21 protein-coding genes are annotated in these 23,251 nt (G+C 33.4%); 12 read left to right on the forward strand and 9 right to left on the reverse strand.

All coding sequences use genetic code 11. The features are described from left to right. Nucleotides 1-28: 28 nt before the first annotated feature. Nucleotides 29-2,626, reverse strand: a complete 2,598-nt coding sequence (locus tag ACJMLH_RS04870; RefSeq protein ID WP_405275268.1) for an ATP-dependent helicase — start codon at nt 2,624-2,626, stop codon at nt 29-31. 368 nt (nt 2,627-2,994) lie between these two features. On the opposite strand from ACJMLH_RS04870, the gene ACJMLH_RS04875 reads away from it, so the two are divergent. Together ACJMLH_RS04875 and ACJMLH_RS04880 are read left to right on the forward strand one after the other, a co-directional pair. After that, nucleotides 2,995-3,765, forward strand: coding sequence for an SDR family NAD(P)-dependent oxidoreductase (locus ACJMLH_RS04875; RefSeq protein ID WP_405275270.1), 771 nt, complete (start codon nt 2,995-2,997; stop codon nt 3,763-3,765). A 223-nt stretch (nt 3,766-3,988) separates the two neighbouring features. Next, nucleotides 3,989-4,828 (forward strand): HEAT repeat domain-containing protein, encoded by an 840-nt coding sequence (locus ACJMLH_RS04880; RefSeq protein WP_405275272.1) that lies wholly within the window; start codon nt 3,989-3,991, stop codon nt 4,826-4,828. Here the strand turns inward: ACJMLH_RS04880 and ACJMLH_RS04885 are convergent, their stop codons facing one another. Both ACJMLH_RS04885 and ACJMLH_RS04890 read right to left on the reverse strand, forming a co-directional pair. After that, on the reverse strand, nt 4,829-5,653 hold the full coding sequence (locus tag ACJMLH_RS04885) for a carbon-nitrogen hydrolase family protein (protein ID WP_405275274.1): 825 nt from the start codon (nt 5,651-5,653) through the stop codon (nt 4,829-4,831). Nucleotides 5,654-5,697: 44 nt separating this feature from the next. Further along, nucleotides 5,698-6,444, reverse strand: a complete 747-nt coding sequence (locus tag ACJMLH_RS04890; RefSeq protein ID WP_405275277.1) for a zinc ribbon domain-containing protein — start codon at nt 6,442-6,444, stop codon at nt 5,698-5,700. Nucleotides 6,445-6,540: 96 nt separating this feature from the next. On the opposite strand from ACJMLH_RS04890, the gene ACJMLH_RS04895 reads away from it, so the two are divergent. Next, entirely contained in the window at nt 6,541-7,020 is a 480-nt protein-coding gene (locus tag ACJMLH_RS04895; protein WP_405275279.1) for a hypothetical protein, read from the forward strand. Here ACJMLH_RS04895 and nucS read toward each other — a convergent pair. Further along, complete coding sequence (gene nucS / locus ACJMLH_RS04900) at nt 7,017-7,799, reverse strand: endonuclease NucS (protein ID WP_405275281.1); 783 nt, start codon at nt 7,797-7,799, stop codon at nt 7,017-7,019. The two genes, ACJMLH_RS04895 and nucS, sit on opposite strands and share 4 nt — an antisense overlap. 128 nt (nt 7,800-7,927) lie before the next feature. Here nucS and ACJMLH_RS04905 point away from each other — a divergent pair, with 128 nt between their 5' ends. The 4 genes from ACJMLH_RS04905 to ACJMLH_RS04920 all read left to right on the forward strand — a co-directional run bounded on the left by ACJMLH_RS04905 (nt 7,928) and on the right by ACJMLH_RS04920 (nt 11,305). Then, entirely contained in the window at nt 7,928-8,878 is a 951-nt protein-coding gene (locus ACJMLH_RS04905; RefSeq protein ID WP_405275283.1) for a homoserine acetyltransferase, read from the forward strand. Continuing rightward, nucleotides 8,868-9,143, forward strand: coding sequence for a DUF5750 family protein (locus ACJMLH_RS04910; RefSeq protein ID WP_405275286.1), 276 nt, complete (start codon nt 8,868-8,870; stop codon nt 9,141-9,143). The genes ACJMLH_RS04905 and ACJMLH_RS04910 overlap by 11 nt, the downstream gene beginning before the upstream one ends. 83 nt (nt 9,144-9,226) lie before the next feature. After that, complete coding sequence (locus tag ACJMLH_RS04915; RefSeq protein ID WP_405275289.1) at nt 9,227-10,198, forward strand: hypothetical protein; 972 nt, start codon at nt 9,227-9,229, stop codon at nt 10,196-10,198. A 102-nt stretch (nt 10,199-10,300) separates the two neighbouring features. Then, a complete protein-coding gene (locus ACJMLH_RS04920) occupies nt 10,301-11,305 on the forward strand; it encodes a hypothetical protein (RefSeq protein WP_405275291.1) in 1,005 nt (334 codons plus the stop codon). Between the two features lie 11 nt (nt 11,306-11,316). Here ACJMLH_RS04920 and nadA read toward each other — a convergent pair whose 3' ends face one another. The 3 genes from nadA to rnz are packed head-to-tail and all read right to left on the reverse strand — an operon-like array spanning nt 11,317 to nt 13,919. After that, the gene (nadA, locus tag ACJMLH_RS04925; RefSeq protein ID WP_405275293.1) at nt 11,317-12,234 is read right to left on the reverse strand and encodes a quinolinate synthase NadA; all 918 of its coding nucleotides are present in this window, start codon (nt 12,232-12,234) and stop codon (nt 11,317-11,319) included. Continuing rightward, the gene (locus tag ACJMLH_RS04930) at nt 12,227-13,012 is read right to left on the reverse strand and encodes a mechanosensitive ion channel family protein (protein ID WP_405275295.1); all 786 of its coding nucleotides are present in this window, start codon (nt 13,010-13,012) and stop codon (nt 12,227-12,229) included. The genes nadA and ACJMLH_RS04930 overlap by 8 nt, the downstream gene beginning before the upstream one ends. Before the next feature lie 4 nt (nt 13,013-13,016). After that, nucleotides 13,017-13,919 carry a ribonuclease Z gene (rnz, locus tag ACJMLH_RS04935; RefSeq protein ID WP_405275297.1) on the reverse strand — a complete coding sequence of 301 codons (903 nt, stop codon included), beginning with the start codon at nt 13,917-13,919 and terminating at the stop codon, nt 13,017-13,019. Between the two features lie 70 nt (nt 13,920-13,989). On the opposite strand from rnz, the gene nadC reads away from it, so the two are divergent. Next, nucleotides 13,990-14,811, forward strand: a complete 822-nt coding sequence (gene nadC / locus ACJMLH_RS04940) for a carboxylating nicotinate-nucleotide diphosphorylase (protein ID WP_405275299.1) — start codon at nt 13,990-13,992, stop codon at nt 14,809-14,811. 2 nt (nt 14,812-14,813) lie between these two features. Here the strand turns inward: nadC and ACJMLH_RS04945 are convergent, their stop codons facing one another. Then, a complete protein-coding gene (locus ACJMLH_RS04945; protein ID WP_405275301.1) occupies nt 14,814-16,331 on the reverse strand; it encodes a DEAD/DEAH box helicase in 1,518 nt (505 codons plus the stop codon). 185 nt (nt 16,332-16,516) lie between these two features. Between ACJMLH_RS04945 and carA the strand changes: the two genes are divergently transcribed. Together carA and carB are read left to right on the forward strand one after the other, a co-directional pair. Then, the gene (gene carA, locus ACJMLH_RS04950; RefSeq protein ID WP_405275303.1) at nt 16,517-17,599 is read left to right on the forward strand and encodes a glutamine-hydrolyzing carbamoyl-phosphate synthase small subunit; all 1,083 of its coding nucleotides are present in this window, start codon (nt 16,517-16,519) and stop codon (nt 17,597-17,599) included. A gap of 21 nt (nt 17,600-17,620) precedes the next feature. Beyond that, nucleotides 17,621-20,797 carry a carbamoyl-phosphate synthase large subunit gene (gene carB / locus ACJMLH_RS04955; RefSeq protein ID WP_405275305.1) on the forward strand — a complete coding sequence of 1,059 codons (3,177 nt, stop codon included), beginning with the start codon at nt 17,621-17,623 and terminating at the stop codon, nt 20,795-20,797. A 22-nt stretch (nt 20,798-20,819) separates the two neighbouring features. On the opposite strand, the gene ACJMLH_RS04960 is transcribed toward carB, so the two are convergent. After that, nucleotides 20,820-21,413 carry a zinc ribbon domain-containing protein gene (locus tag ACJMLH_RS04960; protein WP_405275307.1) on the reverse strand — a complete coding sequence of 198 codons (594 nt, stop codon included), beginning with the start codon at nt 21,411-21,413 and terminating at the stop codon, nt 20,820-20,822. A gap of 207 nt (nt 21,414-21,620) precedes the next feature. Between ACJMLH_RS04960 and ACJMLH_RS04965 the strand changes: the two genes are divergently transcribed. After that, on the forward strand, nt 21,621-22,775 hold the full coding sequence (locus tag ACJMLH_RS04965) for an amidohydrolase family protein (protein ID WP_405275309.1): 1,155 nt from the start codon (nt 21,621-21,623) through the stop codon (nt 22,773-22,775). 41 nt (nt 22,776-22,816) lie between these two features. Further along, nucleotides 22,817-23,239 (forward strand): universal stress protein, encoded by a 423-nt coding sequence (locus ACJMLH_RS04970; RefSeq protein ID WP_405275328.1) that lies wholly within the window; start codon nt 22,817-22,819, stop codon nt 23,237-23,239. The last annotated feature ends 12 nt before the right edge of the window (nt 23,240-23,251 follow it).

The raw sequence follows: 23,251 nt of genomic DNA on the forward strand, positions 1-23,251 counted from the left end.
TTTGTTCATTGAATATATTGTTTTTTGTTCAATATATATCTTTTAGTTTATCTTTTATTTGGTCAAGAATTGCTTGATGCATTCTTTTTGTAAATTCTCCTCTATCATTTTGATTTAAAACATCAAGATATCCTTGTGAAACTAAATTGAATGCAAAAGGACTTGGAATGACTGTATTGATTGTTTTTATTTCCATTTCTTCATTTGCAACCATTTCAATTACTTTTAATGCATTATTTATGTCCATATAATCTTCTAGGGCTTCTCTTCTTGCTTCATTTAAAATAGGAAAATCATCATCCATATCCTGAACGAATTTAAGCAATATTTTTCCCCGCACCTGCTGGCGCCCAACGGATTTTGATTCTCCCTTGTATCGTCTCAAGGTCATTAGTGATCTTCCGGCACAATGTCTGAATCTGGAAGCCAGTGTTTCGGTTTTATTCAGTGATTTTGTAAGAATTGTTTCGAAATTTTCAGGTGTTAATTCATTAAATGATTCAAGGCCTCCGATTTTACCGTCTGAACTTAAATAAAATCCATTGTCTGAAATGGAAATCGTAACATTGATGTTGTACCTTCTTGCAACTACATATGCAACCGCACGGGATAGTGCATCATTAACTTTTCTTCCGAATAATGAGTGAAATATTATGAATTTCCTTCCACCAAACCCTTTATAGTATTCTATCAACAGTCTCCGGTTACTTGGAATGTGGGCATATTTAAACTGTTCTACAAAGTATTCATAAATGGAATTTGCCGCAAAATCATCAACATAGAGGTATTCATGAATGAATTCCATTATCTCTTCTTTACTTCGCCTATACCTGAATTTAACATCCATGTGTGCTCTGAATCTTTGAATGTCCATTGCAAGATCAAATGCTAATGGGAGCTGTTGTGAAAACCATGAAGGTATTGTTGGAGGTCCGCTTGCAGGAGTTACATTGATTGTCATTCCTTTTCCATAGTTGAATCTGTAGGTTCTGCCTCCTAAAACAAATGTATCTCCTTTTTTTAGCCTTTCCATAAATGTTTCTTCTATTTTTCCGACGGTTTCTCCATCACATTTAACCAGAACTCCTGAAGAATCGGGAATTGTTCCGATATTTGTTGAATAAAGCATTCTTGCCAGTTTTCCACGTTTTCCGAATGTATTCTCTTTATAGTCAATCCATATTTTTGCATAAACATATCTTTCTTCAAGTTCAGGATATTCTCCTGCCATATAGCTTAAAACATCCTCATAATCATCTCTTTCGAGATTTTTATAACAATAACTTTTTTTTATCACGTCATAAGCATAATCAATGTCCCATGGATTTTCAATACTCATTCCATAGATGTGCTGTGCCAGAACATCCAGACAGTTTGTAGGTATTGTGATCTTATCGATTTTTCCTTCTTTTGCATTTTTTAAGAGTACTGAACACTCCACCAAATCGTCACGGTCGGTAACGATGATTTTTCCTCTTGATTTTTCATGCAATCTGTGGCCGCTTCTACCAATTCTCTGAAGTGCTCTTGCAACGGATTTCGGCGAATTGATTAAAACAACCAAATCGATGTATCCGATGTCTATTCCAAGTTCAAGAGATGTGGAGGATATAACTGCCTTTAATTTACCTTCTTTTAGTTTGTTTTCTGTTTCAAGACGAACTTCCTTTGAAAGTGATGAATGGTGGGCCATAATGTTTGTGTCATTGTAATGCATTGGATACATTTTCTTCAGATTATAAACAAAGCGTTCCGTTCCGCTTCGGGTATTTGTAAATATTAATGTTGTTTTGTTTTCCCAGATTAAATCGTCTAACAGGTCATACATTCCAAGGCGGGTGTCTTCTTCATCGGCCAGTACGATGTCGCTTACAGGACACATTACTTCCATATCCAGCTCTTTTAGATAGTTTATATTCACAATTTTACAGTTTCTCTCAACGCCATATTCATAACCTACCAGAAAGCGGGCAATTTCTTTTATGGGGCTGACGGTTGCTGAAAGGCCAATTCTTGTATATTGGCCAAGAAGATGTTGCAATCTCTCCAGTGATAAGCTTAAATGAACTCCCCTTTTATTTTCGGCTAAAGAGTGAATTTCATCAACAATGACATATTTGACTCCGCTCAATTTCTCTCTGAATTTTGGAGCTACAAGTAAGATTGACAATGTTTCAGGGGTGGTAATCAGGATGTGTGGCGGTTTTTTAAGCATTTTTTGTCTTTGGTATTGTGAGGTATCGCCGGTTCTGACAGCTTTTCTAATTCCCAAGTCTCTGCCTGCAATTTCTTCAATTCCCTTCAGTGGTTCATCTAAGTTCTTTTCAATATCGTTATCCAATGCTTTTAGGGGTGAAATGTAAATGCAATAGACTTTATCTTCCAATTGGTCTTTTTCAGCCAATTCTGTTAATTGACTTATTACTGATAAAAATGCAGTTAATGTCTTACCTGACCCTGTTGGTGATGAAATTAGTATGTTGTTCTTTTTGTGGATGTCTATGATTGATTTTTTCTGAGCGGGGGTGAAATCATCGAATTGGGAGTCAAACCATTCTCTAACCCATGGATGCAATATTTCAAAAATCTGTTTTTTAGAATAACTTTTGGTTTGCTCTTCAATCATGCATATTCCTCTTGTGGAAAAATTACTATTTTCTACTTTTTTTCTTATCTTATTCTTTTATCGAAAAACTGTAATAAAACTTTGTCATTTACTAATTTTGTATTTGACAATTTAAATAAATCAGGTATTCTTACCAGTCAATATGAATTTCCTCTATGAAGTAACGGCATCATTGTATTGTTGTACAATTTAGTATACAGTTATTATTATTTTTTTATTCATTTTTAAACAGTCTTGAATATTTTATAGAAATTATTATGATTTTGATTATTTTTTCGATTATATGGGCTTTAAATTAAATAAAAATAATTAAATAGTTTGATTTTTAAATTATTATTCATAGGCTCATGCCTAAGGTGGTTATAAATATGAAAAACTATTTTGATATTAAAGACAAAGTTGCAGTTGTAACTGGTGCTTCTTCTGGTCTTGGTTGGCAAATTGCTCAAGCATATGCAAGCCAAGGTGCTAAATTAGCATTATTTGCAAGAAGAGAAGAAAGACTCCTTGAAAACGTAGCTGAAATTGAAAAAGAATACGGAACTGAAGTAATCTATGCAGTATGTGACGTTGGTGACTACGACAGTATCACAGCAGCAGTTCAAAAAACCATGGATGCTTACGGAAGAATTGATATTTTAGTTAACGCAGCAGGTATGGGAAACAACAAAATGGTTACCGACCAATCCAATGAAGAATGGGAAAGACACATTCACATCGACTTAAGCGGTGTATACTACATGTGTAAAGCTGTCGGTGAAATCATGATTGAACAAGAATACGGTAAAATCATTAACATTGGTTCAATCCACTCAAGAGTAATCTTCCCTGGTGGAGGAATTAGTGCATACTCTTCAGCTAAAGGTGGTGTAATGAACTTAACCAAAAACTTAGCTGTTGAATGGGCAAAATACAACATTACTGTTAACGCAATTGGTCCTGCAGTATTTGAAACTGAATTAACCGTTGATTCAATTGAAATGGAAGGATTCATGGATCTTATTGCAGCATACTGTCCTGCAGGTAGATTAGGTAAACCTGGTGAATTAGACGGTATTGCAATTTACCTCGCATCTGACGCATCCAGTTTCTGTACAGGTCAATTAATCTGTATTGACGGTGGTTGGACCGCTATTTAAATAAGAGAATTTTTCTCTTATTTTTATTTTATTTTTTTCATCGATTATCCTACAACTTATTTTATTTTATCTGATATTTTTTCCAGATTCTTACATTAACATTAACGTTTGTCTTTTTTTGGCGGATTATTTTTAATGGGATATATATCATTTTGGTTTTTGGTTGTCAAATCGCAGATGTTAATGTTAAAAGATTATATATTCTTAAAATCTAATTAATATCATGACAGATTTAAATGAAGCTATTAACAATTTATCAAATGATGATGTTAAAGTTAGAAAAGAAGCTATCGAATCATTAGTTGGAGTTACTGATGAAGAAGCTATCGAACCATTAATTAAAGCAACTACTGATGAAAGTGCACAAGTTAGATTTAAAGCAGCCGAAATATTGGGCAGCATGGGTGATGTAGCTGTTGATAAATTAATTGAAGAATTTGAAAATGCTGATGGAAAAGATAAACGTTTCCTCGCATTTGCACTTAAAGAAACTGAAGATGAAAAAGTTATTCCTTATTTTGTTGACGCATGTGAAGATGAAGACTTTGGAGTTAGAAAAGTTGCCGTACGTTCACTTGGAGAACTTCAAGCCGAAAGCGAGCTGGACACTATTGCAAAATGTCTTGAAGATGAAGATTGGGGTGTAAAACTAGCTGCAATTCAGGCATTGGGAGATATTGCAACAGATGATGCAATAGATCTAATTAAAAAAGCAAGAAAAGCTGAAGAGGACAAAGACTTCAAAAAATCCTGTAATAAGGCTATTAAAAAAGCTCAAAAAAGACAAAAAGCTAAGGCTTCAGGTGAATCAGTTGTTAAACTCATTCCAATGAGCACACTTAAGGAAATGGAAAAAACCAATGTTCAAAAAGCTATTAAAGAATACGAAAGATATGTTGAAACAAAACAGCCAAAAGATGCTCCATATAAAAGATTATGTGTTCTTTACAGAAAAGCCAATGACTATGACAATGAAGTTAGGGTCATAGAAACAGCTATTGAAGTATTCGACGGCACTAAAAAAGTTGATTACTTCAAAAAAAGATTGGCCAAATTAAAATAGTTATTTTTCAATAACTTTGTAGAGATCTTCTCTTTTGTTTTTCAAAAGCGGAAGTTCTTCCCTTACTTTTTTTATTTCACTCAAATCAATTTCACAAAATATTGTTTCTTCTTTTTGACCTGCTTCAGCCAGTACTTCTCCCCAAGGGCTTGTTACAATTGAATGCCCGTAACTGTGATAACTGGCATCTTTATTTAATGCCGGAGCAACACCAACACAATAAACCTGATTATCAAGGGCTCTTGACCTGAAAAGCAATTGCCAATGCGCCGGACCGGTGGTCATGTTAAATGCACCAGGATAAAATAGAATCAAAGCACCATTTTCAGTCATGATTCTTGCAAGTTCCGGAAAACGAATGTCGTAGCAGATTCCAATGCCTACTTTTCCAAATTCGGTATCGGCTATTGTAAATTCATTTCCTGCGGTCAACACATCCGATTCCTTAAAAGTAATTTTATCTTTAACGTCAATGTCAAACAGATGCATTTTCCTGTGCTTTGCGATTATTTTTCCCTGTCTGTCAAAGAGGTATGATGTGTTAAACAGTTTATCATCTTCTTTTTCAGGAATCGAACCTGCTAGTATATATACGTTGTTTTCAAAGGCCAATGAAGAAATTTTATCTAATGTATAGCTGCCTTTTTCTTCTTCACAATATTCAATAAATTTGTCATTGGAATAAGGGCAGTTGAACATTTCAGGCAAAACAATAAAATCAGATTTCTGAGAAGCTTTATTTATCATTAATCTGGCATTTTCCAGATTTGCATCTTTATCATCAATAACATTAATCTGACAAAGGGCAAGTTTAATTTTAGTCATAATAACACTTTAAAAAATAGAAAAAAGTATGAAATTAATCATACTTATTTAATGTCTGCGGAATTTATTGCAGTATTAATGTTGTCTGAAGTAATTGCATTAAGTGAGTCTCCAGTTACTTTGAAAACATACAATTTGCCATCAGTAAACATTGAAACATATCTGGTGTAATTTCCATCAGCATTTTCCAAGATTATATTTGAACCGTTTCTTCCATCTAGTGTAACGGTTTCAACAAGTTCAACTGCATCGCCGCTACTTAATGCGAGACTAATTCTTTGTTGATTTATATCTTTCAGGGATGTTGCACTACTAGTGATGTTATAATGTTCAATAATAGTGTTGTTTCCATTCTTAAAGAATATTGCAGTTTCATGATCAGTATCGGTGAGATTTACTTTTTCCCAATCTTTAGGGTATTTAAATGAAAAATCACCTGTAGTATATTCAGCTAAATCACTAGTTTGAATAGGTGTGCTATTTTTATTTGATCCTGTAAGGACAATTCCACAAATCACAATTAAAGTAATAAGCAATATTATTCCAATAATAAGTTTCTTTTCTTTGATAATTTCTAATACACTTGGTTCATTGGAAGGTTTATTTGCTTTTTGTTTTTCCTTTTTAGGTTCTTTTTGTTTTTTAGGTTGTTTTTCCACCACAGGTTCGCCATCGAAGATACTTCTTTGTTTTCTGGCGGCAACTTTTGGTTTTGGGAATTGATATCCGCAATTTCCACAAACAGGAGCACCATCATAACTAGGATTTCCACATTCAGGACATTTTTTCACAGCCTAACCTCCGTTGAAATTTACATTTTATAAAACTAATGTATATTAATAATAATGTTTTTATTATTATAAAAAGATATTTGTAAATGTGATATAATGGATGGCGAAGAATTAATTAATGTTAATGATATAAATTATGCAATTTATAAAATAGGAGATTGGAAAAATAACTATGAAATAAATCAGATTGGTTTATCCAGTGAAGTTCCAGTCACAAAAAACACTATCACCCATATCAAATTGTCTATGGATGAAATAAGAAAATCAGAATTTTCAATTTCTGATAAAACTGTTAATGGATTTGTAGCTATTGCGATGCAGTTAAATCCAAAACTTCAGGATATGGAAGTTGACGAAATTATTTCCCTTGAAAATGAAGAATATGAGAATATATTGTCTGAATTGGATGGTTTGGAATTATTGGATGAGGATGACTCAATTCCTCTTGAAAATGAGGAGTATCTTATTTATAAGCTGCAGAAAGAGTGTCATGTTACAACTGCAACACCTGCAAATGAATTCACTGAAAAATTCCATGCAGATGAACTTAAAAAAATTGAAGATGCATTAAATTAGAATGCATCTAATGTAACTTTTTTATCTCTTTTTAACTCACGCGGAGGTTCAATTGAAACAAATTCAATTCCTTCCTCCTCAATCATTTCCTGTGCATCATCCATAATGGAAGGTGCAACAAGCAAACCTCTGATTTTTTTCTTTTCGGCTTTACAGTCTTTTAAGTAATCATTTTCAGTATTTTCAAAATCCTGAATATACCTTTTAAGTTGTTTAACTGCTGTGACGCCTGCTTTTCGAGCCTTCAGCTCCAATATCATTAAATTATTGTCGCTGTCTTTTCCTAAAATATCTATAAATCCATGCTCTACACTGTATTCTCTTGCAGTCGGTGTAAAACCTTCTTCAATCATATGGGGCTTATCCATTATCATGTCTCCCATATCCTTTTCATACCCTGCCTGTTCAAGCTCTTCAAAGTCTTCGATATTGGCAAATGTGATAAACTGGATTTTTTTAATCTCAACGGTTAACAGCTCTTTAGGTGTTCTTCTGTGACTTTCTAAAAAGAGATTGTCATTTTTAATATAGCATCTGGTTCTTGATTTTGGTGGCTGCCAATTTACGGGTTCTACCTTTTTTTCCTGATGGATTAAAAACGCTCCATCAGGTTTTATCATTATTATTCTCTCTCCCCAGTTTAATTCACTTAATGCACGACCTTCATAATTTACTTTACAGCAGGCAAAAATCACTATTGTAGCCCTTTTTCTTAAAGCTTCATGAACTAAATCGTATGCTTCATCATAACTGGGTTTTTCTAAAATTTTATATTTCATCACAATAACATTGTTTAGTTTAATTTAAATACTTTGTTTTTAATATATAGATTAATCAAATTGATTTAATAGGAGGGATTAATATTTTTGATGAAGAATTTTTTGAAAATGAAAAAAAGCAATTTATAATGGATTCTTTTGAATTTCAAAATGGTGAAGTGTTAAAGGATGTTAAAGTGGAATATATGACTTATGGGACTCCAAAATATGATGAAAATGGATTGATTAACAATACTATTCTTTATTGTGGAGGTTCTTTAGGCAGTTTTGCAGGAATGGGGAAAATTTTGCCTTTGACATTTGAAAATTGTCCTTTCGATGCAGAAAAATATTTCTTTGTTAGCATAACAGCTTTAGGTTCATCAGGATCATGCTCTCCTTCATTAACTGGTCTTAAAAATAAATTTCCAGAATACACTATGGTAGATGTTGTCAATTTTCAAAAACAGTTTTTATCTGAAAAATTTAATATTGCTCATGTTTTAGGTTTGATAGGCAACTCCATGGGAGGTTTTGTAGGTCTGACTCAGGCAATTGAATATCCTGACTTTCAGGATTTCATCATTTGCGGTGTAAGCAGCTACAAGGTTGCAGGTCATGACTTTATTCTTTCAAGGTTTGTTGATGAAATTATTGAATCAGACCCTGATTATGCAAAGGGTGAGCTAACCTATTCATTAATCAGAACTTTAAGGATAGCCTGTCTTGCAGAATTTAACTTCGGACTTTCAAAAGAAGCCCTAAGAGCAAAGACAAATGAAGAATTAAGTTGTGAGTTTGAGGAATTTGGAAATGAAATGATTGAAACCGATATCTATGATTTGAAATACTGCAATAGGGCAAGCATGAATTTCAATGTTGAGGATGATTTGGATAAAATCAAATCAAAAGTTTTGATTATTGCATGCAAACAGGATCCGCATTTCCCTCCGGAACTTGATGCAATTCCAATGTCTGAAATGATTGAAAACTCTGAACTTTTGATAATGGATTCGGAATTAGGTCATTTATGTTTCAATGAACTTGAAAACATCTCTTATGAGCTAAAAGATTTCTTAAGTGGTTTTGATGATAGTTAGCATAACCGATTACGGCAAAACGGATGACAGAAATTTTGTCGAATATTCTGTCAGCGACTTAACCTTGAATCAGATGGAATTTTTAAACGATAATCTGGATGAGGAAACTGAAATAGACGGCAATCTTTTCAAACTAAAAATGTATTTTGAAGACAGATTATATCCTTTTCAAAGTGATGTTGCCCAATTCAGGATGAATGACTTCATAGCGCGTGAAGAAATCGAAATGAATATGTTTTTGTCTAGTTTTTTAGAGGACATGTGAATTTTCCATGTCCATTAATTTTTACTTATACCTAAAATATATATAATTTATAAAAAGATAATTATTATTGCAGGGTGATATTTGTGAACCTCGAAAGTAACTATGATAATCATGTTATGAAATCTTTTGAATTTGAATCTGGAAGAGTTTTGAAGGATGTTAATGTAGAATACTCAGTAACTGGGGTTCCTAAATATGATGAAGACGGAAATATTGTCAATGCAGTTATTTATTTTCCAACAGTTGTCGGAGGACACTCCATTTTATCCAATTTTCATGACGTCATATTTGATGCCCATAAGGATGAATATTTTTTTATCAAAATTACTTCTCTTGGAGCTCCGGGGTCATGTTCACCATCTACAACAGGTCTGAAATATAATTTCCCTGATTATACTGTTAAGGATAGGGTGAATTTTAAAAGGCAATTTTTGTCTGAAAAATTCGGCAAGATTAAACAAGTTTTTGGACTTATTGGTGAGGGTACCGGAGGATTTGAAGTTTATACCTGGGCAAGTGAGTTTCCTGAGGAAATGGAATTTATAATAGTGCTTAATTCTACTTATCAAACCTACGGGCATCGTTATGTTTTGATTAAGGCTGTAGAGGCAATGATTGATTCCTGTGATGATTTCTATGTTGATGGATATAGCGTTTCTGTGTCCAAACTGATTGTAGCAATTGCAAGACTGATGTTCATGACTTATTTTTCAGAAAGAATTTTCAATGAGTTGTCCAATGATGAAATGGATGTGCTGATGGAGGATTATGTCGATGAAATATTATTCATGGATATCTATGATTTCAAATCAAGAAATCAGTGTCTTTTAATGTATGACACTTATGATAAATTATCAGATATCAAAGCAAAATCATTGATTATAGGAATTGAGGATCATTTATCCTTTAACACTAAAAAGGATATCCTACCTTTAAAGGACATTTTGGATAATCCTAAAATAATTGTTATTAAAGGTGAAGAAAGTTTTTATGAAGAGCCTGATTATTCAGATGTTGGTTTGGAAGTAGTTTCATTTTTAGAACAGTTTAATTAAATTAAATATTTAATCTTTTTTTGATATAATGCTTAATTCATGATTCAATTAGTAATGTATATATTCTTTGGTTTATAGAATGTTTTATGATGGGGGCATTTTTTGGAGTTTGATGCATCATTTTTGGGGTATGGTAGTTATACTTTAGAGGAATTTGAATTTGAAAATGGCAGTGTTCTTAAAGATGTCAAAGTGGAATATTATATAATGGGCACTCCTAAATATGATGATAATGGAAACATTGTTAATGCTGTTGTCTACTGCCATAATTATAACGGAAACTGTTTTTCAGTAAATGATTTTTATCAGCTTACTTCTGAAGGAGCTTCTTTTGACAAAAATGAATATTGCATAATATCAATTACTTCTCTCGGTTTTCCGGAATCCTGTTCTCCCTCTTCAACAGGGTTGAAATTTGATTTTCCAAAATTTTCCATCATTGATTGTGTCAATTTCAAAAAACAATTTTTAAAAGAATTCTTAAATATTGAAAAAGTGCTTGGTGTTACCGGAAGAGGATTGGGAGGATATGTAGTCTATGCATGGGCTTGTGAATATCCGGATGACATGGAATTTATTATAGTCTGTGATAGTTCTTTTAAAACCAGTGGATATAGATATGCGATTTCAAGAGCCGTGGAAAACATTATTGTATCTGCTGAAGGTTTTTATTCTGAAAATTATGAGGTTTCATTATCCAATACAATGGTTTCTATTAACAGATTAGTTTATTCAAATTATTTTCCAAGAGATTTGCTTCAAGAAATGTCTAATGATGAAATAGATGTTTTAATGGATGATTTTGTTGAAGACGGTTTATTCAAGGATGTTTATGACATTAAGTATAAAAATGATGTACTTTTAAATTTTGATTATAAAGATAAATTGCCTAATATTAAAGCAAAAACATTAATTTTGGGAAATACTGACGAAAGTTATTATTCGTATAGGTATGACTCTCTTCCAGTAAAAGAATTGGTTGAGGATTGTGAGATTATTTTATTTGATTCGGTTAGAACTCCTGCAGGATATGATGATTATTCCGTAATCAATGAGCATTTAAAGAAATTTTTAACAGATTTTAAAAATAAAAAAAGTAAAAGCTAGTTAAAAACTAGCTATTTTGATGCGTTAAGCATATGTTCAACTGCTTTTCTGGAATTATCTGCAACTTCTTTTGGCAAGACAACTTCCGGAGCCTCATTAACAAGTGCATCTCTTATTTTTTCCAATGTATGAAGTTTCATTGTTTTGCAGATGGCCCCTTCAAGAAGAGGATATAATTTTTTTCCTGGAACTTCAGAGTTGATTCTTGTAATCATGTCGATTTCTGTTCCAATTACAAATTCCTCTTTGTCGCTTTGGGCAATGTATCTTAACATTCCTCCTGTGGACATTACTTTATCGCATGCATTCTGAACTTTCATGTCACATTCAGGGTGGCAGATGATTTCTGCATTAGGATACTGTTCCCTTTTAAGATTGACATCTTCAATGTGGAATAATCTGTGAACATAGCAGTGGCCGTCTTTAGGCACATGAATGATTTCTTTGTCTATTTGCTCTGCAACATGGTTTCCCAGGTTTTTATCTGGTCCGAATAAGATTTTATCATGAGGTAAACTTTCGGTAACTTTCACGGCATTGGCTGAAGTACATAATGTGTCCGCATGCTGTTTGGCTTCTGCAATACTGTTCACATAAAGAATAACTCCTGCATCAGGGTGTTCTTTTTTAGCTTCCAGGAGAACCTCTTCAGGCAGCATATGAGCCATTGGACATTCAGCTTCCATTGTAGGTATTACAATTTTTTTATCGGGATTTAGAATATATGCAGTTTCTGCCATAAAATCAACACCGCAGAATACTACCATATCCTTATCATCAATTTCTGATGCTTTTATACATAACTCTAAAGAATCTCCAAGAAAATCAGCTATTTCCTGAACTTCTTTTGGTTGGTAGTTGTGTGCTAGTATAATAGCATTTTTTTCTTCTTTTAACTTTAAAATTTCATCTTGTATTGAGCTACTCATTTTTTTCACCAATCATTTGTATATATTTTCTAGTATCGTTAGCAATTATTACTTTATATTCATCTCTGGTATTCATTATTAACTGCCATCTGTCGGCACTGTCAAAATCTTTTACCCAAAAGGATATTTTAACTTTAACTTCTCTTAAGCAGATTTTCTCTGCAAGAACAGAAGGCATTATAGCGTTATCTATTGCATCATAAGTTACAATTTTCTTAATAATGTATTCTTTAAAATCCAACACGTCAACATATAAAGGCAATCCTGCATAAAGATCGACTTTGCGCAGTTCATTAGGTTTAAATTCATAATAGGGATTGTTTGTTAATATGGAGTTTGGAATATGATCCCTTATGCCTAAACTATCAACGATAACAGTTGATCTAAACGCAATACTCTCAACAGTTCCTTTTTTACCTTCAATTTCAATGGTATCTCCAACTTTAATACTTTTTCCCAATATTAATATGATTCCTGAAAATAAATTGGAAATAATATCTTTGGCCGCAAAACTCACAGCGATACCTACAATACCCAAACTCAATAATGTTCCTGCAAGATTTACTCCAAAGAACTGTAAAATATACATTAATGCAACAAAATATAAGCTGTAAGTTATAATGTCTTTTATTAGATATGATGCAGTCATATCTTTGCCATTGCTTTCCCTTTTTTTCATAAATTTGGAAATAACTTTTGTTATGACTGTAATTGAAATAACAATGATTATTATGTAAAATATAATTTGTAAATTATTATCAATTATTGATGGATTCATAGTATCATTTAAGTTCAATTTTCATTAAATCGTAAGCGATTTCAGTATTTTCAAAAATTTCTCGTGCTTCATTCAATATAATTTTAGAAAATTCTCCATTATAACGTGTGCTGATGTGTGTCAATATCAATTCTTTACTGTTTGATTGCTTTGCAACATATGCTGCATCAGCGGCTGTTGAATGCCCATGATCTTCCGCATTTTCTTCATCCTGGCATGTAAATGTTGATTCATGGATTAAAAGGGTACTGTCTTTTGCAAAGTCAATCATTTCTTCACAGGGTCTGGTGTCTCCGGAATATGTGATTTTAATTCCCTTTCGAGGTTCTCCAAGAACCTGTTCGGGTTTTATGATTTTCCCGTCAATTTCAACTTCCTCTCCATTGTGCAGTTTACCGAAGAGGGGACCTACAGGAACCCCCAATTCAATAGCCTTTTCCCTCAAAAATCTTGGCTTTTTCTTTTCTTCAATTGAATATGCAAGAGCGGGAACATTATGTCTGACGGATTGGCATCGAATAATGTATTCTTCAGTCTCTTCAATGATTCCAGATTCGATTTCAATGAATTCAAGAGGATATTCATATTTGCAATAACCGAAATTTAATATTGCATTTCTGACTTTATGTAATCCTTTTGGACCATATATGGTTAGTTTTTCTTTTCTGCCATGCAGTCCCAGGGATTGTATGAGTCCAGGAAGGCCTAAAATGTGGTCTCCGTGAAAATGTGTGATAAATATGTCAGATATTTTCATAGGACTTACTTTTGTGTGAAGCATTTGTCTTTGGGTTCCCTCTCCGCAGTCAAATAGCATCACTTTTCCGAATGCCTTGACTGCAATTGAAACTTGATTTCTCTCTTTTGAGTGAACTGCTGAAGAAGTTCCTAAAAATATTATTTCCATATAAATCACTCATCATTATATTATAGAATAAATATATATTTTAATTAATTATTAAAGTTTAGGTGATTTTTTGGATAAAATTATTGAATACATGTTGGCTGAAGATGAAGGATTCGGTGATATTACTTCAAATGCCGTTGTTGAAAAAGATTTGGAAATATCTGCCCAGATAATTTCAAAAGATGAAGGAATTTTAGCAGGAATGGATGTAATTAGAGGCGTATTTGAAGAATATGGTGTTAAAGTCAATTTCTGGTTAAAGGACGGCTCTTCAATATCTAAAAATGATTTGATAATGTCTGTTTCAGGAGATGCAAGAACAATTCTTCTTCTGGAGAGGACAGTTTTGAATTTATCCATGAGGATGAGTGGAGTGGCTAGCGCAGCCAATCATTATGTTAATCTTGTCAAGGATTATGATGTGAGGGTTGCAGGAACACGCAAGACCTCACCTGCAATCGCCAAATTTGATAAATATGCACTTCAAGTTGGAGGAGCAGATACTCACAGATTTAGCTTGGATGACATGGTTCTGATTAAGGACAATCACATTGCTACATGTGAAAATCCTTTGGATGCTTTACTAAAAGCTAAAAAGAATACTAGTTTTTCTAAAAAAATAGAAATTGAAGTGGAAACCTTGGATAATGCAATCGAATGCGTAAAAAATGGAGCAGATATTGTAATGCTGGATAATATGGGCCCTACTGAGGTTAGTGATGTTATTGACAGATTAAATGAGTTAAATATCCGTCAAAATTCATTAATTGAAGTGTCCGGCGGCATTACTGAAGACACTATCTTGGATTATGCCAAGTTAGGCGTGGATATCATATCAATTGGTGCTTTAACTCATTCGTCAAGAAGTTTGAACTTCAGTATGAGATTTTAAGATTATAATCTTAATTTCAAAACTTCTTTTAGTTCTTCATTTGTCATTTCAGTTAAAAATGTCTCGTCATTACTGATGGATTTGCTCGCCAAATCTGTCTTATGTTTGCTTATGGCATCAATTGTTTCTTCAAGAGTTCCTTTTGTAATAAATCGATATACCATGACATCATTTTCCTGTCCAATTCTGTGCACCCTGTCTGTTGCCTGATTTTCAACCGCAGGATTCCACCATAAATCATAATGGATAACATTTTGGGCAGCAGTCAAATTCAAACCGGTTCCTCCGGTTTTGAGTGTTGCAACTAAAATTTTATAATCGTCATCTTCTTGGAATGTGTCAATAACATTTGCCTTTTCATTTCTTGACTGTGAACCGTGCAAGAACAGCACTTCTTGTTTAAACTTCTTGGAAATTAATTTCTGGATAAGTTTACCCATTTCCACATATTGGGTAAATATTAAAACTTTTTCATCAGCATCTAAAATGTTGGATAATATGTCTGCTAAAAGCTCCATTTTTCCAGATTCACTTATTTTAGGATTTTTAATATCTAAAAACTGCGCTGGATGATTGCAGGTTTGCTTCAGGGCAGTCAATATCTTAAGGATTATTCCTTTTCTTTGGATTCCTTTTGAATTCTCAATATCAAAGAATATCTCATCTAAAATGGCATTGTAGAGTTTTATTTGCTTTTTGGTCAATGTGCAGTAAATGTCATTGATAAATTTCTCAGGCAATTCCTTTTTAATGTCATCATCAGTTTTAAGACGTCTTAAAACAAAAGGCTTAGCTATTGTTTTCAAATCCTGCAAGACTTCCTCATCCTCTAATTTTTCTATTGGCATGACGTATTGTCTTTTAAAGTCATCTTTTGTTGAGAGATATCCTTTGTTTACAAAATCGAATATTGACCAGTAATCCATTAATTTATTTTCAATTGGAGTTCCTGTTAGGGCAATTTTGGACCTTGCACTAACGCTTTTAATGGCTTTTGTCTGTTCGGTATTCGGATTTTTGATATTTTGGGCTTCATCGATAACGCATAAAAACCATCTCTGGTCAACAAACATGTCCAAATCTAGTCTGACAACTCCATAGGAAGTTAATATGATGTCATAGTTGTCCAATGGAAATGTCCTGTTGGATCCGTGGTAAATAAAATAAGTCAAATCTGGAGTGAATTTTTTAATCTCATTTTCCCAATTGGATATTAATGTTGGAGGAACAATAATCAGGACTGTTTTGTCGTCTAACAGATTTTTTTCTTTATAATATAGGATTGAGGACAGTACCTGTATGGTTTTTCCAAGCCCCATGTCATCAGCCAGTATACTTCCAAATCCATATCTGATATTTTGAATTAGCCATGAATAACCGATTTTTTGATAAGGTCTAAGTTCACCGGTTAATGAACTTGGAACTTCATAAATCTTATTTTCACTGATTAATTTTTTAAATTTGGCATAATCCTTGTCATTCAAATGTTTTTTCACTGATTTTTCTAATTGGCTGGCCATTTTATATTTTTCTCTTTTAAATTAATTACTGATATTTTGTCGTTAATTGAATATGTTTTTTACTGAATTCCATCCCATATTTTTCTTTCAATTTTGAATATTTGTCTGAAAACAATAAATTAATAATATAGTAAAACGATATATATTAAAGATAGAGAATTATATTTTTTTATAATGGTGATTTAATGGTAAAAATAGCTAAATTGGCTTTGGAAGATGGTACAATTTTAAAAGGAGAAGCATTCGGTTATGAAACCACCAAATTGGGAGAACTTGTTTTTTCTACTGGTATGGGGGGTTACACTGAATCTTTAACAGACCCGTCTTTTAAAGGAGAAATTTTAATGTCTACTTATCCCTTAGAGGGAAATCATGGGGTAAGTGAGAAGTGGTATCAATCTGATAAAGTGCAGGTTGAAGGATTTGTTTGTCGTGAAGTTTGTCGTGAAGTTTCCAACTTCGGACCTCAAAAAACTTTGGATGAGTTTTTAAAAGAATTTGAAACTCCTGGAATTAGCGGAATCGACACCAGGGATTTAACATTAAAAATCCGTGAAAGAGGTTCACTTAAAGCTGCAATCACAACAGAAGATATTGATGATGATAAATTGATTGAGATGGCAAAATCACAACCAAGCATTGAAGATATAGATGTTGTTCCTTTGGTTTCAACAAAAGAAATCAAAGTATTCAATGAAGATGCAGATAAGAAAGTTGCATTGATTGATTGCGGTGTTAAAAGAAATATCATTAACTCATTTTTAGAAAGGGACATTGGTGTTGTATTGTTCCCTTATGATACTGATTATAAGACTGTATTGGATTACTCTCCAAGCGGTTTGATGATTACTTCCGGACCTGGAAATCCGGACAGAGTAACTGAGACAATTGAAACCATGAAAAAATTATCCAGCAGATTGCCTATTTTTGGAATTTGTATGGGTCAACAGCTAATCGCTAAGTCTTTTGGAGCAAGATCATATAAAATGAAATTTGGTCACCGTGGTGAAAACCAGCCGGTAAAGGATTTGGCTACTGGAAAAGTATTTATCACATCTCAAAACCATGGATTTACAATTGATAAAGAATCTCTAAAAGAAACAGACTTGGAATTAGCTCAAATTAACTTAAATGATGGAACTCCAGAGGGTATTTCTCACAAAGAATTGCCTTTAAAATGTATTCAGTACCACCCTGAAGCAGGCCCTGGTCCAAACGATACAAGAAGCATTTTTGATGAGTTTAATCAGGTGATGGAAGATTATTAAAAAAATTAATGAGGATTATATATGCCAGTTGATAAGGATATTAAAAAAGTATTAATTATTGGTTCCGGACCTATTCAAATTGGACAAGCTGCAGAGTTCGATTATTCAGGTTCACAAGCATGTAAATCACTAAGGGAAGAAGGTATTGAAACTGTTTTGGTCAACAGTAATCCAGCTACAATCCAAACTGACATTGATATGGCTGATACAGTTTATACCGAACCATTAACTCCAGAAATTGTTGCTAAAATTATTGAAGAAGAAGAAATTGATGCTATTTTACCAACTATGGGTGGACAAACAGGATTAAATATTGCAACAGGTCTTGGAGATTTAGGATTGCTTGAAGGAATTAAGGTCATAGGTTCAGATGTTCAAACAATTAAAGATGTTGAAGACCGTGATTTATTTGCAAATTTAATGGAAGAAATTGGAGAACAAATTCCAAAATGTCATGCTGTAGAAAGTGTAGATGCTGCACTTGAGGCTGTAAAGGATATCGGTTATCCGGTAATTGTAAGGCCTGCATTCACCTTAGGTGGAACCGGTGGTGGAATTGCACATAACGAAGATGAATTAATTGAAATCGCAAATCATGGTTTGGACATGAGTTTCATCAATCAGGTTCTCATCGACGAATCTGTTCTCGGATGGAAAGAAATAGAGTTTGAAGTAATGAGGGATAAGGAAGACACTTGTATCATCGTATGTACTATGGAAAACATAGATCCGATGGGAATCCATACAGGAGACAGTGTTGTAGTTGCTCCAATTCAGAACTTATGTGATGAAACCATTCAAAAAATGCGTGATGCATCAATCAAGATTATCAGAGCATTAGGAATTCGCGGAGGATGTAACATTCAATTCGCACTAAACCCTGAAACAGATGAATACAAAGTCATTGAGGTAAACCCTCGTGTATCAAGAAGTAGTGCGCTCGCATCAAAAGCAACAGGTTATCCAATTGCAAAAATCTCATCAAAAGTTGCATTAGGAATGACTTTGGATGAAATCAAAAACGATATCACTAAAGAAACTCCTGCATCATTTGAACCTGCCATCGATTATGTTGTAATTAAAATCCCAAGATGGCCGTTTGACAAATTCAAAGGAATCAGCCGTCAGGTAGGAGTTCAAATGAAGGCAACAGGGGAAGTAATGGCTATCGGAAGAACCTTTGAAGAAGCATTCCAAAAAGCATTAAGGTCCCTTGACATGGGCTTTGACGGATTTGAATACATTGAATGGTCAGAAGAAGACTTGTCAAATCCGACTGATTTAATTTATTTCCAAATCTATTCCGCAATCAAGGACGGAATGGACATTGATAAAATAAGAGAACTTACAAAAATCGATAATTTCTTCTTATACAAAATCAGAAACATTGTTAATTTCGAAAATGATGTAACCGCCGAAAAGCTAGATGATGAGTACTACTTAAGAAAAGCAAAACAGTTAGGATTCTCCAATAAACGATTAGCTTCATTAACTGGCCAGACTGAAGAGTATGTCAGAAACTTGCTTTCAAGATACAACATCAAACAGTCATATAAAATGGTAGATACCTGTGCTGCCGAATTTGAGGCAAAAACTCCTTACTACTACAGCAGCTACGATGTTGGAAATGAACTGGTATCAACCACTAAAAAGAAAGTTGTCATTCTTGGTGCAGGTCCAATCAGAATCGGTCAGGGTATCGAGTTTGATTACTGCTGTGTACATTCATCTTTAGCTTTAAAAGAAGATGGAATTGAAACTATATTGATTAACAACAACCCTGAAACTGTAAGTACAGATTACGATATTTCAGATAAACTGTTCTTTGAACCATTGACTTTTGAAGATGTAATGGGTGTAATCGACCAAGAAAAACCGGATGGGGTTATTGTACAATTCGGTGGTCAAACATCAATTAATTTAGCAGTGCCTCTGGCTAATGCCGGCGTAAAAATACTTGGTACTCCATATGAAAGCATTGATAGAGTAGAAGACAGGGAATTATTTGCTGAACTTTTAGAAAAATTACACATTCATCAGGCACCATATGGAACTGCAAACTCATTCGATGAGGCAAAAGAAATTGCAGAAAGAATCACATTCCCAGTATTGGTACGTCCATCATATGTAATTGGTGGAAGAGCGATGGAAATTGTTTATGATGTTAATGAGCTTGAAGAATATATGAAAGAAGCTGTAAAAGTTTCACCTGACCACCCGATTTTAGTAGACAAATTCTTAGAAGATGCAATTGAATTGGATGTTGACCTTTTATGTGATGGTGAAGATGTATTCATAGCCGGTATTATGGAACACATTGAAGAAGCTGGTGTTCACTCCGGAGACTCCGCATGTGTAATACCTCCTCAAACTATTCCTGCACATATTTTAGATGTCATTCGTGAAAATTCAACCAAATTAGCTCTAGAATTGGATGTTAAAGGTTTAATGAATATTCAATATGCAGTAAAACTTGATGAGGAAATGGTCTATATTATTGAAGCAAACCCTCGTGCAAGTAGAACAGTTCCATTTGTAAGTAAAGCTATTGGAGTGCCTCTAGCAAAAGTTGCAACATGGATTATGCATGGAGCAAAATTAAAAGACTTCAATTTAACCAAAGAAATTAAAATAGACCATGTTGCAGTAAAAGAGTCAGTATTCCCATTCTTAAAATTGCCTGAATCTGACACCATATTGGGTCCTGAAATGAAATCCACCGGTGAAAGTATAGGTATAGATGAAAACTTTGGAATGGCATTCTATAAATCTCAACTTTCTGCAGGTATGGAACTTCCTAAAGAAGGAAAAATATTCCTCACCGTTAAAGAACAGGATAAGAAAAAAATCAGACCAATTGCAGAAAAGGCTGCTAATTTAGGATTTGAAATTGCTGCAACCAATGGTACTGGTCAAGCCACAGGTTTAGAAGATATTGAAATAATCAAAAAAGTTTCACAGGGCTCTCCTAACATTAGGGATGCAATACTTGATAAGGAAATTGATCTGATTATTAACACTTCTGAAGGAAAACAATCTGCAAAAGACGGATATATTATCAGAAGATTGGCTATTGAGCTTGGTATACCTTATGTTACCACTTTGGCCGGTGCAAGAGCAGCTTTAAATGCTATTGCTGCTGTGCAAAATAGAGAAATTAATGTAAAATCATTAAATGACTATGCTGATGGAGAATAATTTTTCTCTATCCTTTTTTTTATTAATTATTTGAAAGGTATTCTCCAATATTGATACCGCAAGAAGGACATTCTGTCTCGCCAATTTTTAACCTGCTTTTACACTTAGGACAGAAGTTTAATTTGACCTCATACTCTTTTGTTTGATCAATAACAATATTGACTTCAATTCTTTTGCTGATGTTTGTTTTTAAAACGCTTTTATCCCAGTCATTGTCCATAAGGAGTTTTTTATAATAAAACGCTTCAGTCATTGTGTCGTAGTAACCGATAATTTCGCCCATTCTCTTAATGTAAAAACCCTTAACTTTATGGTCAAACAGGATTTCTCCTTCTCTTTCTTTTTTGTTGAATTTTGTTCCTTTTATTCTACCTCTCGGCCTTTTTTCTGGAAACGGAGGCAACACCATATTTTCATACTTGTTTTCAAGATCACATTCAACAAGCAGGTCATAGTCAAAATTACAAAAAAACAGTGCATCTCTTTCATATAATGCGTCAGATAATTTTCTAAACTCTCCATAATCTTTATTATTGTGTTTAACTCTGTATACATTACCGGTTTTAACAATATTCCTGTAAAAGTATCTTATTTCTTGAGAGTTAATAGAAATCACCTAATAAAAAAAGTTATTTGATGTTGATTATAGTTATATATTTTTTAATATATTACTCTTTTTGAATTGAAAACGTTTTTAGATAAAAATCAGGCAATTGACAAATACTGGACAATAAGGGGTTATTTTTTTAAAATATTCTATGTTTGCCCTTTATTTTGTTAAAATGAAAAAATATTTTAATAAAAAAAATTAGACTTTACATTAATGTTTACAATTTCAAACGCAATCATTTTAAAAGGTCAAAATTTAATTCCGTCTAGGGAAAACATTGTTGTAGATGAAGGTAAAATCATCGAAATAAAAAAGGATGCAAAAGAAGGCAAAATAATCGATGCAGATGGTGCTGTAGCATGTCCTTCATTTATCAATGGCCATATTCATATCGGAGATTCAATAATTAAAGATGAGGGATACGGTTTATCCTTAAGCGAAATGGTAAAGCCTCCGGATGGAGTTAAACATAAGGCATTGGCAAATGCAACTGATGAAGAGCTGATTAATGCCATGCAGGAATCAATGTGGGACATGGTCAACTCAGGAACCACCCATTTCATAGATTATCGTGAAGGTGGAATTGAGGGTGTTAAACTTCTAAGGAAGGCTTCTAAAGATATTCCAATTAAACCAATAATTTTGGGCCGTGACGATAGTTTTTATGGTGATGATCCTGATTTAAGCAAAGTCAAAACAGCTTTAAGGAAACTTTTGAAGGTTGCAGATGGAATTGCTCCAAGCGGTTTTGGCGAAATAACTGAAGAGGTTGCAAGTTTGATTGTTAGCGAATGCAGTAAACAGGGTAAGATTTCATCAATTCATGTTGCAGAATCTGAATCAAACCAAATTGAATCATTAAATGAATTCAATAAAACGGAAATTGAAAAGGGTGTCATTAATGAATTTGACCAATTGGTTCATCTTACAAATCCCAAAAACAATGACCTGGAATTGGTTTCAAAATCCAACCCTAATGTTGTGGTTTGTCCTAGAGCTAATGCAACATTGAACGTTGGTGTTTGCAGATTAAATGAAATGTTGAATTTGGGTATCAGACCACTGCTTGGAACTGATAATGTAATGCTGAACTCTCCAAATATGCTAAGGGAGCTGGAATTTACCTTGAAAGTAATGTCTCTCTATTATAAATCTTATATAAATCCTCAGCAATTATTACAAATGGCTACAACCAATGTTTGCAGTTTTGATGTAAATAATATTGTACAAAAATCTGTTATAGATGAGGGTTATTCCGCCGAATTTATTATTTTCAAATCTTTTTCTAAAAATCCATACCTTAATATATGCAATAGGCTAGAAACGAAAAATATATTATATACCATTAATAAAAAATGTATTGTATAATATCATGGATATAAATCTATATATTATGGGAGTTGTTAATGATGTATAAAAAAATATTGGTTCCGACTGACGGATCAGAATTTGCAAAGAAAGCTCAAAAACATGCATTATTTTTAGCAGGTGTTACAGGTGCTGAAATAGTTGCTGTGAGTGTCACAGAAAATAATTTCATTAGTGGGCTTCCATTGGATGATGAAGTATACCAGTTAAATCAAGTCTTAAACGAAAGATCTCAAGAGAATCTTGAAGAATTTGATAAATTAAATGCAGAGGATATAAAGATTTCTCATGTAATTAAAGAAGGTTCTCCTGCAAGCTGTATTTTAGAAGTGGCAGCTGAAGAGGATATTGATTTGATTGTTATGGGTAGTTCAGGTAAATCTGGTTTTGATAGGTTTATCATGGGTAGTGTAGCAGATAAGGTTGTAAATTCAGCTAAATGCGCAGTGCTTGTAATCCATTAGAGTATTATTTTT

The organism is Methanobrevibacter sp., assembly GCF_045116495.1.
In the GTDB taxonomy this organism is placed as follows: Archaea; Methanobacteriota; Methanobacteria; order Methanobacteriales; family Methanobacteriaceae; genus Methanocatella.